Origin of the sequence: uncultured Pontibacter sp., assembly GCF_947499215.1 — a bacterium.
In the GTDB taxonomy this organism is placed as follows: Bacteria; Bacteroidota; Bacteroidia; order Cytophagales; family Hymenobacteraceae; genus Pontibacter.
Genome location: NZ_CANMNI010000002.1, coordinates 1 through 22,907 on the forward strand (window position 1 = coordinate 1; position 22,907 = coordinate 22,907).

The 22,907-nt window shown below is 52.3% G+C and carries 9 protein-coding genes; 5 read left to right on the forward strand and 4 right to left on the reverse strand.

Translation table 11 applies throughout. The annotated features are described in order from the left end of the window. Positions 1 to 1,196, reverse strand: a 1,196-nt coding sequence (locus tag Q1A04_RS07935; protein WP_299703685.1) for an IPT/TIG domain-containing protein, incomplete at its 3' end; no start/stop codon positions are given. Between the two features lie 778 nt (positions 1,197 to 1,974). Here Q1A04_RS07935 and Q1A04_RS07940 point away from each other — a divergent pair. Both Q1A04_RS07940 and Q1A04_RS07945 read left to right on the forward strand, forming a co-directional pair. Continuing rightward, positions 1,975 to 2,787 carry a PepSY domain-containing protein gene (locus Q1A04_RS07940; RefSeq protein ID WP_366943822.1) on the forward strand — a complete coding sequence of 271 codons (813 nt, stop codon included), beginning with the start codon at positions 1,975 to 1,977 and terminating at the stop codon, positions 2,785 to 2,787. A gap of 137 nt (positions 2,788 to 2,924) precedes the next feature. Beyond that, positions 2,925 to 5,513, forward strand: a complete 2,589-nt coding sequence (locus tag Q1A04_RS07945; protein WP_299703691.1) for a M14 metallopeptidase family protein — start codon at positions 2,925 to 2,927, stop codon at positions 5,511 to 5,513. Positions 5,514 to 5,900: 387 nt separating this feature from the next. On the opposite strand, the gene Q1A04_RS07950 is transcribed toward Q1A04_RS07945, so the two are convergent. Both Q1A04_RS07950 and Q1A04_RS07955 read right to left on the reverse strand, forming a co-directional pair. Continuing rightward, the gene (locus Q1A04_RS07950) at positions 5,901 to 6,854 is read right to left on the reverse strand and encodes a type IX secretion system membrane protein PorP/SprF (protein ID WP_299703693.1); all 954 of its coding nucleotides are present in this window, start codon (positions 6,852 to 6,854) and stop codon (positions 5,901 to 5,903) included. A 27-nt stretch (positions 6,855 to 6,881) separates the two neighbouring features. Further along, positions 6,882 to 18,284: a gliding motility-associated C-terminal domain-containing protein gene (locus Q1A04_RS07955; protein WP_299703696.1), complete on the reverse strand. Its 11,403-nt coding sequence runs from the start codon at positions 18,282 to 18,284 to the stop codon at positions 6,882 to 6,884. 632 nt (positions 18,285 to 18,916) lie between these two features. On the opposite strand from Q1A04_RS07955, the gene Q1A04_RS07960 reads away from it, so the two are divergent. The 3 genes from Q1A04_RS07960 to Q1A04_RS07970 all read left to right on the forward strand — a co-directional run bounded on the left by Q1A04_RS07960 (position 18,917) and on the right by Q1A04_RS07970 (position 21,358). Beyond that, complete coding sequence (locus Q1A04_RS07960; RefSeq protein ID WP_299703699.1) at positions 18,917 to 19,456, forward strand: hypothetical protein; 540 nt, start codon at positions 18,917 to 18,919, stop codon at positions 19,454 to 19,456. A 20-nt stretch (positions 19,457 to 19,476) separates the two neighbouring features. Further along, complete coding sequence (locus Q1A04_RS07965) at positions 19,477 to 19,878, forward strand: DUF2721 domain-containing protein (protein ID WP_299703702.1); 402 nt, start codon at positions 19,477 to 19,479, stop codon at positions 19,876 to 19,878. 265 nt (positions 19,879 to 20,143) lie between these two features. Continuing rightward, positions 20,144 to 21,358, forward strand: a complete 1,215-nt coding sequence (locus Q1A04_RS07970; RefSeq protein ID WP_299703704.1) for an S-adenosylmethionine:tRNA ribosyltransferase-isomerase — start codon at positions 20,144 to 20,146, stop codon at positions 21,356 to 21,358. Positions 21,359 to 21,436: 78 nt separating this feature from the next. On the opposite strand, the gene Q1A04_RS07975 is transcribed toward Q1A04_RS07970, so the two are convergent. Beyond that, complete coding sequence (locus Q1A04_RS07975) at positions 21,437 to 22,864, reverse strand: M20/M25/M40 family metallo-hydrolase (protein ID WP_299703706.1); 1,428 nt, start codon at positions 22,862 to 22,864, stop codon at positions 21,437 to 21,439. Positions 22,865 to 22,907: the final 43 nt, after the last annotated feature.

Sequence of the window (22,907 nt, forward strand, 5' to 3'; positions counted from 1 at the left end):
ACGGTGGCCGGCGTGCAGACCGCGGCCGGGTTGGTCACCTGCACCGTCGGCGTCGGGTTCACCGTCACAGTCACCGGGGTGATGTCGAAGCAGCCGGCAGAGGTCGTGCCCTTGATGTAGTAGGTGCCGCTTGTGGCCACCGCGCCCGGGTTGGCCAAGGGCGTTGTCGCCGCCGCGTTCGTCCAGTAGGTGTAGGTCAGGCCTGTCGTGCTGCCCGCCGTCACGCCCGCCGCCTGCAGGTTGACGGTGGCCGGCGTGCAGACCGCGGCCGGGTTGGTCACCTGCACCGTCGGCGTCGGGTTCACCGTCACAGTCACCGGAGATGAAGGTGCACTCGAGCAGTTACCTATAGGATTAGTAATAATAACTGAATAGCTTCCTGAAGCTGTTGCAGTGTATGTTGCGCCAGTTGCCCCAGTAATATTATTGCCATCGTTTCTCCACTGATAGGAATAACTACCACTTGCAGGAGAAGCAGGATTAGCTACTGCATTTAATTGAACAGAACCTCCCAAGCAAAAGGCGGTTGGAGTTGTAGTGCTGATAGAAGCAGTTGGAATAGTGTTAACGACTACTGAAATGCTAGTTCTCGCACTTTCGCAGTTACCAACAACCATTGAAACATAGTAAGTATTACTTGCACTAACAGTTGGAGAATAGTTCGCACCTGTTGCACCAGATATAGCTGTGCCACCTGTTGCTGTTGTGTACCATCTGTAGCTGCCTCCTTGGGGTGCACCTGATGCCTGTAAAGTTACAGTGCCAGCACCGCATCTTTGTACTAAAGAGTTCACAGCCGTTGGAGATTGTGTAACAATCAATGTCACTGGATCAGAAATTTCACTTGCATTTTTTTGGCTTACCCTTACTTGATAGCTCCCAGCAATAGATATTCGTGACCCAACTACGGTAGCCTCTATCCTTGTATCAGTTCTATTAGTTACTGTAAGGCCAGATGAGCTTCCATTTATAGTAATAACAGCAGCATTACCACCACTTGTATTAAATCCAGTACCATCTACAATTAAATTAAAACCTTGACCAGCAGTAGCACAAGTAGGGCTGATGGCGCTTATAATTTGCCCTGCCGCCGATTGCGATACAAGCATCATAAACAGCAATAGCAACCCCACTAACTGAGGTTGCCAATTTTTCAGATCTACTTTCTTAATCAATTCTGTAAAATTCTTTCTCATAAACTCAGGCATTAGGGAGTGAGGCGAGCACGCTATTAGGGTTTGGTGCTTGTTTTCGATTTCATATAGGCAATAGAGATCATGCGAAGGCTCTAAAAGAGCTTCGGTTAGTGGCGTCAGGCCTCTTTTGGAGGTCTCTGTTCTGTTTAGGCAGTTAAACTGGTCCAGTAGACACAGACTGCCAGTTCAATTCATTCTGGAGGGGGTAGCGGGGCTACTTTATAGCTGTCCATGACAGTTTGCCTTGCGGCACTTAGCTGTAATCCAGCTATGGCTGTTGATGTGTTGGCTAAAAGATTCACGCTTTACTATATATTAGAGTCTATTTCTTAAAAGTCATTTACCTTTAATAAGTATAAAAGTTTCATAAATAAGGTATAAAAGCAAATTATTTTGAATGTTTTAATTCAAACCTTTATTATAATAGTTAAAATAATTGCATAATTTGTTATGTGCTTTTGCTTAATACCATTCACAAAAACTAGGCACATGCTGTATTATGGCAATAATTCATAGTTATATATGTATTATACCATACTAATAAATTGCACTAAATTTCATGAGTTTTGAAAACTAGGTGTCCCTAGTGCTGATCACTGAAATATTCTACCAAAAGGTCTTTGAGTAAAATATTTGCAGAAGAAAGCCACTGATGAGAAACTCATATCTGATCCACAGGATTAACCGATGCTGAAGCCATTGGTAGCTTAGTAAATTAACCACGGCCTTGCAACACGTTATGTTATGGCGTATATTGAATGCTGCTAATTTCTGCCAAATGAAAAGAAAGACTCATCTTCGTATCCGTAAAACGCATCGCTATTTAGGCCTCATCACAGGTATACAGTTTATTATGTGGACCATCGGCGGGATATACTTTAGTTTCAGCGACATGGACGAGATCCACGGCGACCACCAGCGCAAACCAACGGGCACAACTTTTCAAACAGACATGGAATTGGTTTCGCCTGCGGAGGTACTGTCTCAGCTGCCCATCACGGCCGCTGTCACATCGGTCAGGCTAATCGACATTATGGGGACGCCCCATTATCAAATCGCCTATCATGCAGCCGCAGACCATGGTGCGCATGGAACTGAACATGATCTGGGGCACATGCCAGCCCAAACCCAACTGGCTGTGGCGGCAACCGGCGAGCTAAGACCGGCGCTTAATGAGCAGGAGGCCATAGAGCTTGCCCGTCAAAATTTCGTGGATCCGGTGGAGGTGGCCGCGGTGGAATATCTTACAAAAGAAAACATCAATAACCACCATGAGTATCGGGGCAGCGCCTTGCCTGCTTGGGCCATCACGATGGAGCACCCTACCCAAACCACCGTGTATGTGGCGGCTGAACAAGGCGTTGTCACGAAATTCCGCAATAACAAATGGCGTGTGTTTGATTTCCTCTGGATGCTACACACCATGGACTATCAAGGACGCGACAACTTCGGAAACATCCTCCTGCGCATCTTTTCCATTGCCGGCATTGTGACCATTCTGTCGGGCTTCGCGCTATACTTTGTGAGCAGCGGTTCGCGCCGTAAGTCTATCACCCAAGCTGCACCGCGCAAAAGACCTGTCATTGGCTGAGCGTTTGAAGAAACCGCAAAGAGCGACGAGCAAGCCCTACCTCACCAGTAGGGCTTTTATTTTTGGAAAAAGCCTTATAAAGAGGCAAATTGCAATACAAACCTGATTCTTATATCACCCTTAAAACTAAATTACCAATGAGAAAATTTTATGCGCTCGCTGTAGCGGCACTGGTTTTTGTCAGCCAGTGGGCCACAGCGCAGGCAGACCTCTCCTACTACCTACCGCAGGATGTGACCTACAACAAGGACATTCCCACCCCAAAAGACATACTGGGCTATAATGTTGGCGAGTGGCATGTAAGTCACGACCAATTGGCGATGTACATGCGGCAAATGGCACAGCTCTCCGACCGGATCACGATTGAAGAGTATGCCCGCACGCACGAAAACCGTCCGCTATACCTGCTTACCATCACCTCTCCTGCCAACCACAAAAACATACAGGGCATCAAAGAGCAGCACCGTCAGCTCACCGACCCGAATACATCAGGCAAATTGGACATTAAAAATATGCCGGGTGTGGTGTGGATGGGCTACAGCGTGCACGGCAACGAACCGAGCGGCAGCAATGCATCTTTGTTGGCCGTTTACCACTTGGCCGCCGCACAGGGACCTGAGATCGAGAAACTCCTAAATGAGACAATCATTCTTGTGGATCCTTCCATCAACCCGGACGGTCTCAACCGCTTTGCCAGCTGGGTGAACACCCACCGCAGCAAGAATCTGGTGACCGACCCGAACAGTGAGGAGTTCAGCGAGGCATGGCCGCGTGGTCGTACCAACCACTACTGGTTCGACCTGAACCGCGACTGGCTACCCCTGCAGCACCCGGAATCGAGAGGGCGTTTGGCGAAATTTCATGAGTGGAAGCCAAACGTGCTGACTGACCACCATGAGATGGGCACGAACTCTACCTTCTTTTTCCAGCCGGGTATACCGAGCCGCAACCACCCGCTTACGCCTGCCAAAAACTATGACCTAACCAAAAAGATCGCCGGCTTCCATGCCACAGCGCTCGATAAGATCGGTTCATTCTATTACACGGAAGAAAGCTTCGACGACTTCTATTACGGCAAGGGTTCTACTTACCCGGACGTGAATGGCGCCATTGGTATCCTGTTCGAACAGGCCAGCTCCAGAGGCCATGCGCAGGAAAGCGTGAACGGCGTATTGTCTTTCCCGTTCACCATCCGCAACCAGTTCACCACAACCCTCTCTACCTTAGAAGCCGTGCAGAACATGCGGGAGGAACTCCTCTCCCACCAGCGCGACTTCTACCGCGATGCCTTGAAGGAATCGGCGAAGGCACCGGTGGGCGCTTATGTGTTCCGTGCCGAGAAAGACCCGGCCCGTGCTTACCACTTAGCCGAGATCATCCACCAGCATAAGATCGCGATTTATCGCCCGAAGGAAAACATCAAGGTGAACAATGTGACTTATACGCCTGAGAACAGCTATATCGTACCGACTAACCAGCCGCAGTACAAGCTAATCGAAGGTATGTTCGAGCGCCGCACTTCGTTTCAGGACAGCCTGTTCTATGACGTATCGGCTTGGACCTTGCCGCTGGCATTCAACTTGGAACATGCAAACCTGACATCTCGCCAGTTCAAAAACAGCCTACTGGGCCAGAAACTGGACTCAGTGAACTTCCCACAGGGCGAAGTGGTGGGCGGCAAAAGCGCCTATGCTTATGCCTTTGAATGGCATGGTTACTATGCACCGCGTGCCCTGAATACACTTTTCAACCATGGCTTGCAGGCCAGAGTGGCTACGAGTAAGTTCACAGCCGCCGATGGCAAACAGTTCGACTACGGTACCGTCCTTATACCTGTCATAGGCCAGCCGCACAGTGCGGAGCGCATACAGGAGCTAATGGCACAGGTGGCGCAGGATAATGGGATAAAGGTATACGCCATGAGCACAGGCTTTACGGAGGGCATCAATCTGGGTAGCCCGGGCATTTATACCTTGCAGCAACCGAAGGTGGCCATGCTGATTGGTGACGGAGTGAACAGCAACGACGCCGGTGAGGCGTGGCACCTGCTGGACCACCGTTTCAATATTAATACCAGCTTGGTTAATGCGGAGTCCGTTAACCGCATCGACCTGAGCCGCTATAATGTGATCGTGATGGCAGACGGTTTCTATGGCAGCATTTCAGAGATTGGCAAGACAAAACTCCGCAACTGGGTACAGCTCGGCGGCACGCTGGTAGGTATGGGCAACGCCACCCGCTGGCTCTCCGACAACAAGATCGGCAGCTTCAGTTTCAAACAAGGCGAGCCGAACGACAACACGTCCCGACTGCCTTATGCTACCATGAGCAATACCACGGGAGCACAGGTTATCGGAGGGGCAATTTTTGAAGCTGACCTTGACCTGACCCATCCGCTGGGCTACGGCTACTACAACAGCAAACTTCCGGTGTTCCGTGACAACCGTTTGTTCATGGAACAATCCAAGAGCCCTTACGCCAATCCGTTGGTGTATACGGCCAAGCCTTTGCTAAGCGGTTATATCTCCAAGCCCAACCTGAAGCAGCTCGGCAACACGGCCGCTATTTCGGTTTCTGCTTTAGGCGCCGGCAAAGTGATCGGCATGACGGATAACCCGAACTTCCGGGCGTTCTGGTTCGGCACCAACAAGTTGTTCTTGAATAGCATCTTCTTTGGACAGATCATCAGCGGCAGTTCAGCCCGTGCCGAGGAAGCAGCGCACTAAAGATTCTCCCTTTGAGGACTACCGAGAACGCGAGTTCGAGACTTGCGACCATAGGTCAACAGGAGTATACATTCGGAGTTGAATTGCCAATAAATGGCAAATTTTAAATTCACCCGCAGCTGTAAACACCCCTCTGAGAGCTACGCTCGATACCTTCGAACTCTCGTTCTCGGTAGTCCTCAAGGGGAGAATTCGCAAGTGTGAAACGGCTCTATCTTCAAGAGGTTAGTTTTCATAAGTGCTTATATCCCCCTACTTCATCAAAAGAAGGGATGCACTCTCTTGAATTGAGCTGATCAGAGACCGCTTTTACGGCGACCCAACATAAACAGAAAAGCCAGCGCAAATGCGCTGGCTTTTCTGTTTTGTGAACGATGGACTTGGATCTTATTTGAAGCGGTAGCCTAGCACAATCTCGTGCGATCCGGCGCTTTGATGGCGCATGCGCGACACGGTGATGTCGTAGGTATAGCTCAGCTGGAACTGCTCTTGGAACTGCACACCCACCAGACCCACGATAGCGTCTTGCGTGCGGTAGGAGATGCCTGCCCATACTTGGTCGTCGTACACCGACTTCTGGCGGCGCTTGCTCATATGGTAAGCACCCTTTACGTTGAAGTCAGCTTGAATCGGAGCACCCTGCACGTACTTCAGCAAAGCAGAAGGCATCAGGCGGATCTTGTCGTGCACATCAAAGTTATACCCACCCGATACAAATAAGTGACGTGACAGGCGACTCACCTCTTCTCCCCCGTCCACTTCATGTATCTTGTTTCCAAGCACCTGAAACAGGGAAACACCGAAGTAGAAGTCTTCAGAGTGCATGAAAGTACCGAGTGTCAGGTCGGGCATAAAAGCATCGACACGACCATGATTGGTCACCGGGTCACGCTCATTGGAGCCATCCGCCAAGCGCACTTTAGCTGGGTCGAAACGAAACTGCTGGAAGCCGGCAGAGAAGCCAGACGACAGGTAAATGCTTCGGTTGAGCGGCACATGGTAAGCATAAGAAGCCAATGCGCCGGTACGGGTAGTAGGTCCTGTCTGGTCGGTATAGACCAAGCCGCCCGCCCCATGGAAGCCCTGCGCCCTGCGACTGCGCTTTAGATCCCGGTTGAACAGGGCACCTTCCCCGCTTACATAAAAGGTTTTGGGAGCTCCCTCAAAACCAACCCACTGGTTACGGTACCCCATCTTGATGCTCACATCCTTCTCAAACCCGGCTACTGCCGGGTTGAGAATGAAGTAATTGGTCATGTACTGACTGTAAAGGGCTTTCTGCTGGGCCGTTGCAGTGAAGGCTGCTAACAGAAAGAATAGAATTAATATGTTGTTTTTCATAACGGTCTCTTTCTAAAAAGGCGAAACTTAACGCATGATGGTCACAGATGTCTTCACGGCAGGTATGGCGTCTCCGAACTCGATGATAGCGTAGTAGGTGCCATCCGGTAGGCGCTTGCCGTTGTGGGTACCGTCCCACTCCTTGCCGTAACCCTTCGATTCGAATACCGGGCTGCCCCAGCGGTTGAACACCGTCACTCTGCAGTTAGGGTATAGCTCTGGAAGGTTGCGGATTACCCAGCGGTCGTTGATGCCGTCGCCGTTCGGTGTGAAACCATTCGGGATGTCCAACTCTCCGAGACTCTCCACCGTGAAGGTCAACTCTGTCGTACAGCCGTTGGCGTCTCTTACAATTAAGAAATGCTCACCGCCGCGCAGATTCTTGAACACAGAGTCTGCTGCATACTCTCCGTAGTTGAGTGAGTAGCTGTAAGGTGCCGTACCACCGCTGATGGTCGTAACTGCTGCACTGCCTGAGTTAGGCTGCCCCATCACACCATTGCTTGGTGTCACGGCCATCTGCAACAGAGCCGGCTCCTTCACTTCCACTTTACCCAATTCGATGCGGCAGTCAGCTGAGAAGCGTGTCACCAACTGGTAAGTACCTTTCGCCAGTCCCGTGAACTCTGGGTTCTTCTGGAACGTCTTGCCGTTATCGATACTGTACTCAGTGTTAGCGTCGCCGCCTGTTACTGTGAAGCCGATGGCGCCGTTTGTCTCACCGAAGCAACTGATGTTTCGCACATAAGCGATCTCGCTGTTGCGACCATCCACAGTTAACGCCACGGAGAAGGTACATCCTTTGGCGTCTTTCACGGTCAGGGTATAGCTTCCAGCCGCTACATTTGCCAGTGTGGCTGAGCTTGAGAAGTTAGTTCCGTCAAGTGAGTAAGCATAAGGAGCAGTACCGCCGGTTACCTCCGTCACGACAACCTCACCGGCAGCATCGCCACAAGTGGCAGCCGATACCGTGAATTTCACGTCGGTCAGCATTGGGCTGTTTTGCAGGGTTACTGTTTCAGTCAGCATACAGCCGCTGGCGTCTTTCACGTACACGGTGTACTCGCCTTCGGCCAGCCCCGTAAAGGAGGCATCGGACACAAAGTTGGTTCCGTCGATGCTGTAGGTATAAGGAGCAGTTCCGCCCACGATTGCGCTGATGGCGATGCGGCCGTTGCGCTCACCGCAGCTGGCATCGGTGCCCGTCGCTGTGAAGCTTTCCACACCACCGCTGTTAGACACTGACTGCTCTACCGTGATGGCACAGCCTTCGGCGTCTTTGATGGTGATGGTATAAGCACCCGCCGCCAGATTAGCGAATGTAGCCGAAGCTTGGAAGCTGCCGCCGTTCAGGCTGTAGGTATAAGGCGTCGTGCCTCCGTTTACAGCCGTTACCGTGATCGAACCGTTTGTCTCGCCACAAGCCGCTTGTTGGGCAACTACTGTCGCTTCTTTTGGACCTTTCTGACCAACTGTCACCGTCGTAACGGTGCTGCAGCCGTTGGCGTCCTTCACCGTCACTTCGTACTCACCCGGCGCCAGTGCCGCGAAGGCAGTTGAAGCTTGGAAAGCGCCGCCGTTCAGGCTGTAGGTATAAGGAGCTGTGCCGCCAGTTACTTGGCCTACTGTGATGGTACCGTCATTGGCGTCGCAAGAGGCAGCTGTGGTGCTTGCAGTCAGATCCGAAGGACCTGCTACGTTGTCTACCACTACTTTTTTATCGATTGTACAGCCGTTGGCGTCTTTCACCGTGATGGTATGCTCACCGGCCGCTATCGAAACAAATCCCGCGTTGCTCTGGAAGTCACCGCCGTTCAGGCTGTAGGTATAAGGCGCTGTTCCACCTTTTACACCGCTCACCTCAATGCCGCCGTTGGCTTCGCCGCAGGTTGCTGTAGAGGCTGTCAGCGCAAACTCAGTAGGACCGGCAATGTTCTCGATCACCACTGCCTTGCTGAAGGTACAGCCGTTAGCGTCTTTGATGAACACCGTGTGGTTGCCTGCCGCCATACCTGTCAGTTCAGCCGAGTTCTGGAAGTTAGACCCGTCTTTGCTGTAGGTATAAGGGGCACGACCTCCGGTTACCGCACCAATCGATACGCTGCCGTTGCTGGCACCGCAGGTAGAGGCTTTGGTCGTAGTGGCAAATCCTTCCGGACCGTCGGTGTTCGTTACCGTCACCGCTTTCGCGAAAGTACAGCCATTGGCATCCTTCACCGTCACCAGATACTCGCCAGCGGCCAAGGCCGTTAAGGAAGCGGATGACTGGAAGTTGGTACCGTTGATGCTGTAGGTATATGGAGCCGTTCCGCCCGTTACGTTGCTGACACTGATTTGTCCGTTGCTGTTGCCGCAGGTAGTGTTCTGGGCTGAAGCAGTGAGGTCAGATGGGCCGGCCACGTCGCTGATGGTGATGGTCTCGGTGTGCGTACAGTCGTTGGCGTCTTTTACTGTTACAGTGTACTCTCCTGCCAGCAGACCTGAGAAGTTGGCTGCACTCTGGTAAGCACCGCCGTTCAGGCTGTAGGTATAAGGAGCCACACCGCCGTTCACTGAAGTAACCCGGATGCTGCCATTGTCGCTGCCGCAAGTTGAGTTGCTGGTTGAGGCAACAAAGCTGCCCGGACCTTCTTTGTCAACTTTAACAGTCGTCGTCGTTTCGCAGCCGTTGGCGTCGCGCACTGTCAGGGTATACTCTCCGGAAGCCAGCGCTGTGAAAGCTGTTCTGGACTGGAAAGCACCGCCGTTCAGGCTGTAGGTATAAGGCGCTGTTCCGCCTGTTACCGTGCCAGCTGTGATGCGGCCGTCGTTATCGGCACAAGTTGCCGCCTGCGCACTGGCCGCTACCGCAGCAGGACCCGCGATATCTGTTACCGTGAAGGCTTTTGCAAACGTACAACCGTTCGCGTCTTTCACGGTGATAGAGTGGCTTCCGGCAAGTAGACCCGTGAAGGTCGCCGCTGCTTGGAAGTTCGTACCGTCAATCGAGTAGCTAAATGGAGCGGTTCCACCTGAAACATTCGTTAGGGTCAGTTCCGCATTCGCCGCGCCGCAGGTAGATGCCTTGGTTGAAGCGGTCAGGTCGGATGGTCCGGCGATATCAGTCACCACGATCTCCTTGCTGAAAGTACATCCGTTGGCGTCCTTCACGGTCACCGTGTATGTTCCAGCTAGTACTGCCTCAAAGGCAGTGCCTGATTGGAAGCTGTTACCGTCGATCGAGTAGGTATACCCGGCTGTTCCGCCCGTCACGCCTGTTACAGTAATAGTACCGTTGGCGCTGCCACAGGTAGAAGCCGCACTGGTTAGCGTCATTTCACTTGGACCAGCCACGTCTTCTATCGTCACTGCTTTCGAGATTACACAGCCGTTGGCGTCTTTTACCGTAATGGTATGCTCACCGGCCAACAGACCTGTCAGCGTAGCTGAAGTCTGGAAGTTGGTGCCATCGGTGCTATAGGTATAAGGCGCTGTGCCCTCCTCTACTGAAGCAACCGTAACGGTACCGTTCGCGCGACCGCAGCTTGAAGACTGGGCCGTGACTACGAAGTCAGACGGACCCGGGATGTTCTCCAGCGTCACCTCTTGGGTATAGGTACAGCCGTTGGCGTCTTTCACCGTTACTTGGTAGTCGCCGGCAGCCAAAGAGGCAAAAGAAGTTGCGCTCTGGAAGTTGGTGCCGTCGATGCTGTACGTATAAGGCGCTGTGCCTCCCGTCACCCCGTTGATGCTGAACGAAGCGTTCGGGTCGCCGCAGGTGCTTGCCTTTGGCGCAATCGCCAGTTCAGACGGACCAGCGATATCGCTTACCTGCACTTGTGCAGCATAAGTACAGCCTTTGGCATCCTTCACCGTGATGGTGTGCGTTCCGGCCACAAAACCGTTCAGCGTAGCCGAAGCTTGGAAGGTCGTTCCATCCTTGCTGTAGGTATAAGGAGCAAATCCACCGGTTACTTCACCCACCGTGATCGTGCCGTTGTTGCTTCCGCAAGTAGAGGCTGTGGTAGTGGTGGCGAAGTTGGTTGGGATGTTCTTGTTGATGGTTACGGCTCTGGTTACTGTACAGCCGTTGGCATCACGCACCGTCAAGGTATAGCTACCAGAGGCAAGGCCTGTGAAAGCCGTGCTGGTTTGGAAGGTGGTGCCATTGATGCTGTACTGATAAGGTGCTGTTCCGCCTGTAACCGTTCCGGCCGTGATCAAGCCGTCGTTGTCGGCGCAGCTTGCCGCACCTGACGTAGCTGCTACCGCCGTAGGACCGGCAATATCAGTTACTGTGAAGCCCTTTTCGAAGGTACAGCCGTTGGCATCCTTCACCGTGATCGTGTGCGTCCCCGCTGCAAAACCAGTGAGGGTTGTCTCCGACTGGAAGTTCACACCGTCTTTGCTGTACTGATAAGGTGCCGTACCGCCGGTTGTTCCTGTAATGGTCAGTTCGCCGTTGCTAGCGCCACAAGTGGAGGCTTTAGCAGTGGCTACCAGATCAGATGGACCGGCAATGTCAGTCACCGTAATCTCTCTGCTGAATGTACAGCCGTTGGCGTCTTTCACCGTCACGGTATAGGTACCAGCCAGTACCGACTCAAAGCGTGTTCCGGCTTGGAAAGTCGTACCGTTGATGGCGTAGGTATAAGGAGCTGTTCCGCCGGTCACGCCATTCACGGTTACCACACCGTTGGCGCTGCCGCAGGTAGAGGCTGTGCTGGCCAGTGTCAATTCACTTGGTCCCGGGATGTCAGCCACTTCAATCGTCTTGGCGATCAAGCAACCGTTGGCGTCTTTCACAGTGATTGTATACTCTCCTGCCGCCAGCGAACCGAAGTTGGCCGAAGTCTGGAAAGTAGAACCATCCTTGCTGTAGGCATAAGGAGCCGTGCCGCCTACCACATCACTGATGCTGATAGTTGCGTTGCTGTTGCCGCAAGTGGAAGCAGCGCCAGCCATTGTGAAGTCAGACGGTCCTGCGATATCCTGTACTTCTACCGTTACCGTACCGATACAACCGTTGGCGTCTTTCACCGAAACCGAGTACTCTCCTGCCAGCACGTTTGTAAACTGGGTCGTGCTTTGGAAGTTGGTACCATCGATGCTATAGGTATAAGGAGCCACGCCGCCTGTCACAGTTCCCACCGTGATGCGGCCATTATTGGCGCCGCAGGTAGTGGCTGTGGTAGAAGCACTGAACTGAGGGCCTTCCACATTCTCCAATGTAACCGACTTAGTGAACTCACAGCCTTTCGCATCGCGCACTGTAATGCGATGCGCACCTGCTGCCAATTCACTGAAAGTAGCACCAGACTGGAAGCTGCCGTTGTTTACACTATAAGTATAAGGTGCCGTACCGCCTGTCACTGTGCCCACTGTAATGCTACCGTCGCTGCGTCCGCAGGTGGATGGCACTGTAGAGCTGGCAAAGTTGGTTGGCACATTCTCTCCCACTGTCACTGTGCGTGTCACGGTACAGCCGTTGGCATCCTTTGCTGTCAAGGTATAGCTACCGGAGGCCAGACCATTGAAGGCTGTTGCGCTCTGGAAAGTAGTACCGTTGATGCTGTAGGTATAAGGGGCCGTGCCGCCTGTTACCGTACCAGCCGTGATGGAGCCGTCGTTGTCGTTACAGCTGGCCGGAGTGGCTGAAGCTGCAACTGCAGTAGGTCCGCCAATGTTAGTTACCGTAACTGACTTCTCAAACGTACAGCCGTTTGCGTCGCGCACTGTGATGGTGTGCGTACCGGCCGCGAAACCTGTTAGGGTCGTTTCAGTTTGGAAGTTCACGCCATCCTTGCTGTAGGTATAGCCGGCTGTTCCACCTGTCACGCCTGTCACCGTAATCTCACCGTTGCTGGTGCCGCAGGTAGTTGCTTTGGCAGTAGCGGTAAAATCAGTCGGTCCAGCGATATTCTCTACTTCGATCTCCTTGCTGAAGGTACAGCCGTTAGCGTCTTTTACCGTGATGGTATAAGTACCCGCCAGCACTGTTCCGAAAGAAGCCGAAGTCTGGAATGTACCGTCATTCAAGCTATAAGTATAAGGAGCTGTTCCTCCTGCCACATTGCTCACAGAAATAGAGCCGTTCGCGCTGCCGCAAGTAGAGGCGTTCGAAGCAAGTGTCAAACCTGATGGTCCCGCAATATCCGTTACTTCCACTTCGCGGGTAGCCGTACAGCCGTTGGCATCTTTCACTGCAATGGTGTAAGTGCCAGCTGCCAGTCCTGTAAAGCTTGTGCTACTCTGGAAAGTACCGCCGTTGATGCTGTAGGTATAAGGGGTCGTACCGCCGTTTACCTCGCTCACGCTGATGCGTCCGTTGCTGGCCCCGCAGGTAGAGGCCTGAGCCGTTGCCGTGAAATTCGGACCGGCAATGTTACTTACCGCTACGTCTTTGGCAAAAGTACAGCCGTTGGCATCGCGTACCGAGATGTTGTGCGTGCCTTCCGCCAAGCCTGTGAATGTTGCTGAGGTTTGGAAAGCTGCACCGTTGATACTGTAGGTATAAGGCTCTACGCCACCGCTCACATTCGTCACCGTCAGTTGACCATTCGGGTTACCGCAAGTGGACGAGGTAGCAGAGGCAGTCAGATCAGAAGGACCTGCCACATCGCTTACCGTAACTTGGCGTGCGATGATACAGCCTTTCGCGTCTTTCACCGTGATGGTGTGCGTACCGGCCACAAAGCCCGTCAGCGTAGCTGAAGTCTGGAAGGTCGAACCATCCTTGCTGTAGGTATAAGGCGAGAAACCTCCCGTCACCGTACCCACCGTGATTGTGCCGTTGTTGCTTCCGCAAGTAGAGGCTTTAGTCGTAGAGGCAAAGTTGGTCGGGATGTTCTTGGTTACACTTACTGTTCTGGTTACTGTACAGCCGTTGGCGTCTTTCGCCGTCAGGGTATAACTACCAGAGGCGAGACCTGTGAAAGCCGTGCTGCTTTGGAAGGTCGTGCCGTTGATAGAATACTGATAAGGAGCCGTGCCGCCCGTTACCGCACCGGCCGTGATAGAGCCGTCGTTGTCGGCGCAGCTAGCCGCAGCCGAAGTAGCGGAAACCGCCGTAGGGCCGGCGATGTTGGTCAGCGTAAACGACTTGGAAGTGATACAGCCGTTGGCGTCCTTCACCGTGATGGTGTGGGAGCTGGCAGCAAGTCCTGTGAAGGTGGCTGAAGCTTGGAAGTTCACGCCGTCCTTGCTATAGGTATAGCCGGATGCTCCGCCTGTCACGCCTGTTACCCTAATCTCACCATTGGCAGCGCCGCAGGTAGTGTTGCTCGCAGTAGCGGCAAAATCAGAAGGGCCGGCGATGTTGGTGACAGCTATTTGCTTGGCGATGGTACATCCGTTGGCGTCTTTCACCGTGATGGTGTAAGAGCCTTCTGCTAATGATCCGAAGGATGTGGAAGTCTGGAAGTTGGTACCGTCCTTACTATAGGTATAAGGCGATGTGCCACCTGTTACCGCACCTACTGCGATGGTCCCGTTGCTGGCACCGCACGTTGAGGCATTGGCCGTCAGCACAAAATTACTTGGGCCGGCTACATCTTCTACCACTACATCTTTCGCGAAAATACAGCCGTTGGCGTCTTTCACGGTGATGGTATACGTACCCGCTGTCAGCGAACCAAAGGTGTTAGACGACTGGAAGCTTGTACCGTCTTTGCTATAGGTATAGGCAGAAGTACCGCCAGTAACAGCCGTTACCCGGATGCTTCCGTTGTTGCGACCGCAAGAGGTTGTGGTTACAGCGGCCGTAAAATTTGAAGGACCCGCTACATCCGATACTACAACCGCTTCTGTGTGCGTACAGCCATTGGCGTCGCGTACCGTTACATTGTAGGTTCTGGCGATCAGAGCCGTGAAAGTAGCCGAAGCTTGGAAGTTGGTGCCATCTATACTATAGGTATAAGTCGCAGTTCCTCCTGTCACATTGCTCACAGTAAACTCACCGTTGGCAGCGCCACAGGTAGATGCTTTCACCGTTGCTATCAGGTCAGTTGGACCGGCGGTGTTCGTTACCGTAATTGATTTTGAGAACGTACAGTTGTTGGCATCCTTCACCGTGATGGTATAGTTACCCGCCAACAGATTGCTGAAGGAAGTACCGCTCTGGAAGGCGCCGCCGTTGATGGAATAGGTATAAGGAGAAACACCACCCGTCGTACCGTTCACACGCACAATACCATTGCTGGCGCCGCAAGTGCTGGCAGTGCTCGCTAAGTTCATGTTAGTAGGACCAGCGATGTTGGTCACGGCTACCGAAGCAGTTTTCAAACAGCCGTTCGCATCGCGTACCGTAATGCTATAAGTTCCGGCTGCAAGATTATCGAACAGTGCCGCATCCTGAAAATTCGTACCGTCTTTGCTATACTTGAAAGGAGACGTTCCCCCGCTCACCGCTACATTGATTCGTCCGTTGCTGTTACCACAAGTCGAGGCAGTGGCTGCTGCTGTGAACTCAGGACCGGCAATGTTTGACACCACAACCGTCTCCGTATAGAGACAGCCGTTTGCATCCTTCACAGTTACCTGATAATCGCCAGCAGCCAGTGCTGAGAATGAGTTGGAGCTCTGGAATGCGCCGCCGTTGATGGAGTAGGTATAGTTCCACGTACCGCCTGTAACGGTGCTGACCGTAAAGCTACCATTCGGGTTGCCGCAAGTAGAGGCCTGCACTGTCGCCTGCAGATCCGTCGGACCCGGGATGTTGGTGATCGTTACGGTTTTAGCAAATGTACAGCCGCGCGCATCCTTTATAGTAATAGTGTGCGTGCCTTCCGCAAAACCAGTCAGCGTAGCCGAGGTCTGGAAAGTTGTACCGTTTTTGCTGTAGGTATAAGGCGATGTGCCACCGATGATGTTGCTCACCACGACAGTACCGTTGCTGTTGCCGCAAGTGGCAGCTGTTGGGGTGGCCGTAAAGCCTGTCGGCATCACTTTTTCGATCGTAACGGCAGTAGTCACCGTACAGCCATTCGCGTCGCGGGCCGTCAGGGTATAGCTGCCGGAGGCAAGGCCTGTGAAAGCCGTGCTAGTCTGGAAAGTCGTGCCGTTGATGGAGTACTGGTAAGGAGAAGTGCCACCCGTTACCGCACCGGCCGTGATGGAGCCGTCATTGTCAGCGCAGCTTGCCGCGCCTGCCGTTGCAGCTGCTGCTGTCGGGCCAGCGATATTGGTCAGCGTGAAGCTCTTGGCAACAATACAACCGTTCGCGTCCTTCACCGTGATGGTGTGGGAGCCAGCGGCCAGCCCTGTGAAGGTGGCTGAAGTTTGGAAGTTCACGCCGTCCTTGCTGTAAGTATAAGGAGAAGTGCCGCCCGTTCTGCCCGTCACCGTGATCTCGCCGTTTGCCGCACCGCAGGTGGTGGCTTTCAGGCTAGTCGTGAAATTTGTGGGACCGGCGATGTTGGTTACTGTCACTTGCTTGGCGAAGGTACAGCCTTTGGCGTCCTTCACCGTGATGGTGTGCGTACCGGCAGCCAAGCCAGTCAGTGTAGCAGAAGCTTGGAAAGCAGAACCGTCTTTGCTATAGGTGTAAGGACTGATGCCTCCAACAATATCACTTACCGTTACACTGCCATTGCTGGCACCGCAGGTAGAGGAGGCGGGAGTAGCCGTAAAGTTTGTCAGCGTAGCCAAGCTCACCGTCACAGCTGCTGTTACCGTACAGCCGTTGGCGTCGCGGGCCGTCAAGGTATAGCTGCCGGAGGCAAGGCCTGTGAAAGCCGTGCTAGTCTGGAAAGTCGTGCCGTTGATGGAGTACTGGTAAGGAGAAGTGCCACCCGTTACCGCACCGGCAGTGATAGAGCCGTCGTTGTTGTTACAGCTAGCCGGTGAAGATGATACTGCCACCGCCGTAGGGCCGGGGATATTGGTTAGCGTGAAAGCCTTTGCAACTGTACAACCGTTGGCATCCTTTACTGTAATAGTATGGCTGCCCGGAGCAAGACCGCTGATTGTGGCTGAAGTCTGGAAATTGGTGCCGTCTTTACTATAGGTGTAAGGTGCGGTACCTTCTGTCACTCCTGTCACCGTAATAGAACCATTGCTGGCGCCGCAGGTAGCATTACTAGTTGTAGCCGTAAAGTTAGATGGGCCGGTTACCTCTGTGATCGTAAGGGATTGTGACAGGGCACAGCCTTTTTCGTCAGTTACCGTGACAGTATAGCTGCCAGCAGACAAGCCGTTGATCGAAGCAGTGGTTGCGCCGTTGCTCCACAAATAGCTTACAGTTCCCTGTGCTCCCGTTACATTTGCGGTAATGGTGCCCAAGGTGCCGTTACATATAACCGGTGTCCCGTCCAGCGTAACTGCCATGTTATAAAAGGTGATCAGCACTTGGTCGCTTACAGGCGAACAGTTGCCGTTGCCAGTTGAAGTCAGGGTGAGGCGAACAGAACCCGCGCTGATATCTGCTGCAGAAGGGGTATAAACCGCATTCAGGTTATCAGGATTCGAGAAGGTACCTGATCCGCCTGTGCTCCAACGACCACCTAAAGCCGCTGTTACGGTTCCGGCTAGTTGCACCGTGCCCGAGGCACAGGCCAACTGGTCTTGACCCGCATTGGCGGAGAGGTTAGTCACCACATTTGTGGTGGCCGAGAACTCTTGGCAATTGATAGAGTTTCGTGGAACTACTACAAACTTATAGGTACCGATCGTATTAGCGGTGTAAGTGATGTTATTGCCTACAACCGTGTTGTTGGGCCCGTACCAGAAATAGTCGAAATCGCCGTCACCACCTGTCACAGTTCCGGTTAGTTCTACCCCCGAACCACCCGGACAGATAATTGCTGGCTCGGGTCCAATTGAGGCTACAGGCTTAGGGTAGAAATAAACCCGCACCACATCGCAGTAAGGAAGGGAGGAACAAGGTGAAGCCACCGAGTTACCGCAAACTTCGTAGTCCACGAAGGCTGGCGCGAACTCATCTGGTGTTACAACAGCCTCTGAGTTACCGTTTGGAAAGCTTAGGTACTTATTATATAGGCCGCCTCCGGTAATGTCACGCCATACGATGGAAGACTCCTCAAAAGCAATAGGCGCTTTCAGAATGCCAATACAGCCTCCTGTCACTTTTATATCATCTTGTGGCTCAAAAGCGGCTATAGACTTAATAACAAATTCATGCCCTGCGTTACCGGGCATACACAATGTAATGGTATGCGGTCCGGGACCATCCACACAAATCGGGTCGCCGACATTGGCCGTGCGACCACCGCATTCGTCATTACCATTGTTAAGCCGGTAGATCATAGAACCGGAAGGTTCTGGACCAGCTACGATCTCCAGTTCCAAACCACCGGCATTCGGGTGAAGTGTCACCCTGAACTGTATACAGTTCTCCTGCTTATCCGCCCCACAGAGTTGCCCCCTTCTGGTAACATTCTGGTTATCGTTTCGTGAATCCCACAGTCCGTTGGGGTTACTAGAAAGATCCACAGTCACAATAGGCGTTTCTCTTTGCGCAAACACACTATGGGATGTCACTAGCTGTAACACCCCTAAGAGTAAAATCGCAAAAAAGTAAGAAATTTTCCGAGTAGAGTTTATTTCCATACGGGGGGGATTAGGGTGAACGATGTTGTTTTCATTTGAGTCGGTTTAAATTATGCCGCACTGCGTACAGCAGAACTTATTTGAGCATTCAATAATAATTAAGTTTATAAAAAATTGTATTTTGTATATTTCAAACAATCAAAAATGAGAATATATTTTTCAGAATAAATCAGTCTTCTCTGTTAAATCCACTATCCATCCAAAAAAACAAGCTTTTAATTTCGATAAGAAAACATGTTAACACCTTGTTTTCAGCTAATTACCAATGAATCATAAAAATTCAGCAGGTAAATTAAACATTATTTCTGAAACAGAACAATACAAAATATATTTTCCAGAATATTACATTAGGAACAACCCAAAATTTGATTTTAACAACATTGGCTAATACAAAAACCTTCCAATGAACCTGTGTTATACAAACAGGCGCTGAAGAACCGGCTCCTCCATGCCTATGCGACGAATACCAAAAAACACTACCTTTGTAAGACTGCTTAACCAAGTCAGAAACTAATATGAGCGCCAAGAGCTTTGAGCTATTACTCGATACCGCCTACGCACCTGAAAAACCACACGTGTTTGAGGGTACGTCAACAGCTGTGTACCAACAATTAGAGCAAGCCCTGAAAGCTTCGCGTCTGAGACAAGGAAATCCTTCCGAAGAGGTCGGGTTTCGGTTTGAGCGGGTACGTCTAGGGGTAGCCATCGCTATTATAAAAGCCTATGCGCGCCTTGCCGATAACGAGGGGGCCAAAGATGCGCTCGCTTTGCTTCTTGAAGCTGCCAATGCCAAGAACACGCGCGAGATCGACAAGATCATCCAGAAAAAGATCGCCCTGTTCGACAACCTGTACCACGAGATTTTTGTGAATGAGCAGCGCGAGCACTTGTTGGCTTTGTTTGAGCAGACGCTGGACGCCGCGTCTAAAGAAGAAATAGACGAGTTGATACTGGAAGGACTGGAAACGCTACAAGAGATCGACTTTGAAGCAGCCCAGCACGACGAAGACGATGATGAGCCACTGGACGAGGATTTCCTGAAAAGCATTAAGTAAAGCCATATCGAAATGGGTTCATGGAAATCACCCTGACCACCCCTGCCCTGCTGTTTCCGGCCATCTCGCTTTTGTTGCTGGCCTACACGAATCGCTTTATGGCGCTGGCCAACTTGATCCGCAGCCTGAAGAGTCGCTATGCTTCCACGCACAGCCACCTTGTGTACGGACAGATCGAGAACCTGCGCATTCGTCTGGTCCTCATCCGCAACATGCAGGCCTTTGGCATAGCCAGTATGTTTGGTTGTGTGTTTTGCATGTTTATCTTGTTTGCAGGGTATAGCACTGTAGGCAAGTACACCTTCGGACTAAGCCTTTTACTCTTGATGATCTCGCTGGCCTTGGCCCTGCGCGAAATCCAGATATCTGTGAAAGCCTTAGAGTTAGAGCTGGATGATCTGGAAGAGACTACGGCTCAATAAACTTTTGCCTCCTTTACCCTCAATATATTTTCAAAGGATGGCCTGAGCTCCCCATCAGCTAACGAATGCCAGTCAATTACAGGCTCCTCCTATACAGGTCAGGTATATCCCAAAACCAAAGCAATATTTTACCGGATTGCGTAACTTTGCGCTTCAATAGTTAAAAGCCAAATTTAGTTAAGCGTTAAAAGCTAAGAGATTAAAAGGCGGGTAGTCTCCGCGAGTTAGCTCTTAACTCATCACTCTGAACTCTTACCTCACATAAATGCATACCAACCCGAAAAATCTGGCCATAAAGGATTTTGTGTACGAGCTGCCAGATGAGCGCATTGCCAAGTTCCCGCTGCCGGAGCGCGACCAGTCCAAGCTACTCTATTATCAAAACCATACGATAGCCGACCATACCTTTACGGAGCTGCCGTCGCTGTTGCCGGCTGGGAGTTTGCTCGTGTTCAACAACACCAAGGTGGTGCAGGCCCGACTGATTTTCCACAAAGAAACGGGTGGCGCTGTGGAGATATTCTGTTTGGAGCCGGTGAAGCCGCACCGCGAAGTGCAACTGGCCATGCAGCAAACCGAAAGTTGCACGTGGAAATGTTTGGTCGGCAACAACAAGCGCTGGAAATCGGGTCCGCTCAAAATTTCTTTTGAAGGGGGCGAGGTGACAGCCGAGCGGGAAGCACAGCAAGAAGGTCATTTCCTGATCCGCTTTACGTGGACGCCCGGCGACCTGACCTTTGCGGAAGTACTCGAGCGCTGCGGACGGCTGCCCCTGCCTCCTTACCTGAACCGCGAACTCACACCCGAAGACCGCACCCGCTACCAGACCATCTATGCCCACCACGAAGGGGCAGTAGCCGCCCCTACTGCCGGACTGCATTTCACGGACAAGGTAATGGCGCAATTGCAGACCAAAGGAATAGACAGCACTTATCTGACGCTGCACGTGGGCGCCGGCACGTTTAAACCCGTGAAAGCCGACACCATGGAAGCCCATGAGATGCATGCAGAGCAACTAATGGTGTCGAAGCAAGTAGTAGAGCAACTATTGCAGCACCTTGGCCAGCCGCTTATACCTATCGGCACAACATCGATGCGGAGTCTCGAGAGCCTGTTCTGGCTGGGCACTTTGCTGTTGCAGCAGCCTGAGTTGAAGCCTGAAGAACTGCACGTAACGCAGTGGCTGCCCTACGAAACCAGCACACCCCCTGCCGCTGCGGAAGCCCTGCAGGCTTTGCTGGATTACATGGCCCGCCACCAGATCGATCATTTGCATGCAAGCACCCAGATCATCATCGCGCCGGGCTATACCTTCCGTGTCTGCAGCGGACTCGTTACAAACTTCCACCAGCCCGAAAGCACACTCTTGCTATTGGTAGCCGCTCTGATTGGTGAGGATTGGAAACAGGTATACCGCCACGCATTGGACAATGACTACCGCTTTTTGAGTTACGGCGACAGCTCGCTCTTGCTGCCGTAAAATCAATGTGCGGTGTGATAAAACAAAAAAGCCAGCTCTATTCAGGTATAGAGCTGGCTTTTTTTGATAACCGGAATATTACTTCACCGCCTTCGCGCTACCGCCATTCAGTCCGTACTCCGAAATCAGGTATACCAGTGCTGCCATACCTGCGGCACCGAGCTGCATTTCGCGACGATTCACTGTCTCGAAGGTATCAATTTGAGTATGGTGATAATCAAAATAGCGCTGTGAGTCAGGACGTAGGCCGATCAGCACTACATTGTTCTGGCCTTTCAGCGGACCGATGTCAGCGCCACCACCACCGCGGTTTAGCTCGTTCAATCCGTAAGGTGCCAATAGCGGTTTCCAAGTCAATATCTTAGCGTATTGCTGGTCATCGGCATCAAAGCCGAAACCACGTGGCGTAAAGCCGCCCGCATCCGACTCGATGGCCGCTACGTGCTTCTCCCCTTTGGCTTTGGCCTCTTCGGCATACTTGCGACCACCGCGCAAGCCGTTCTCTTCGTTCATGAACATCACAGCACGGATCGTGCGCTTCGGACGTATACCTTGCTCTTTAAACAAACGCAGCACCTCGATGGACTGCACACAGCCGGTTCCGTCGTCATGGGCACCTTCGCCTACGTCCCAAGAGTCTAAGTGACCACCTACTACAATGATCTCGTCTGGTTTCTCAGAGCCTTTGATCTCGCCGATCACGTTATAGGAAAGCACATCCGGACGGGTTTCGCTCGTCATGCGCATGTAGAACCTGAGGTCCGAATCGTTTTTCAGCATCGCGCTCAATTCATCGGCTCCTTTGGTGCTGATCGCCGCTGCCGGGATCTTCTCCACACCTTCTTCATAACGCATATTGCCGGTATGGGCCACATCCTGAATGTCGTTGGTCATGGAGCGCACCAGCACGCCGACTGCACCTAGTTTAGCTGCTGCCACTGCACCGCCTCCACGCTGGTCCACAGCGCCGCCATAGGCAGCTCCTGTCACGATATGCTTGTTATCAAATGGACGGTTGAAGAAAACGATCTTACCTTTCACTTTCTTCTTACCCAGTTTCTCAAGTTCTTCGAAGTTTTGCACCTCTACTACCTGTGCACTCAGGCCTTGTGTACCGGTACCCACCGTACTGCCCAGCGCCAGAATGTTTACCTCCTGACTGCCATTGCGTCCGCTCAGAATACGACCGATCTCTTTGTCGCCACGCACCCAGTACGGCACCATTACCTCCTGCAGGTATACGCGATCGAGGCCCATGTCTTCCATCACCTGTCGGCTCCACTCCACAGCGGCAGCGGCCTGTGGCGAACCGCTCAGGCGGGCACCAATGTTCTTGGTGAGGTAGCGCAGGTTCTCGTAGCTTTCGTAACTGGTGAGGGCGTCGTCGTAAAACTTGCGGATAACGGTTGAATCGGACTTGTAAGTGTTTTGCTGCGCCATGGCTGGCACGGCGGCCAGCATAGCGGCCCCCGCCACAAAGGCACGTATTTTGTGTTTAAGTAACATCTTAAGGTGAATAATGCTTTAAATTTAGTTTTAGATTGTTTGT

Coding starts and splice junctions, on each gene's coding strand:
- Q1A04_RS07960 (WP_299703699.1), top strand. CDS start 18,917: ATGAGCGCCAAGAGCTTTGAGCTATTACTCGATACCGCCTACGCACCT.
- Q1A04_RS07970 (WP_299703704.1), top strand. CDS start 20,144: ATGCATACCAACCCGAAAAATCTGGCCATAAAGGATTTTGTGTACGAG.
- Q1A04_RS07940 (WP_366943822.1), top strand. CDS start 1,975: ATGAAAAGAAAGACTCATCTTCGTATCCGTAAAACGCATCGCTATTTA.
- Q1A04_RS07950 (WP_299703693.1), bottom strand. CDS start 6,854: ATGAAAAACAACATATTAATTCTATTCTTTCTGTTAGCAGCCTTCACT.
- Q1A04_RS07975 (WP_299703706.1), bottom strand. CDS start 22,864: ATGTTACTTAAACACAAAATACGTGCCTTTGTGGCGGGGGCCGCTATG.
- Q1A04_RS07945 (WP_299703691.1), top strand. CDS start 2,925: ATGAGAAAATTTTATGCGCTCGCTGTAGCGGCACTGGTTTTTGTCAGC.
- Q1A04_RS07965 (WP_299703702.1), top strand. CDS start 19,477: ATGGAAATCACCCTGACCACCCCTGCCCTGCTGTTTCCGGCCATCTCG.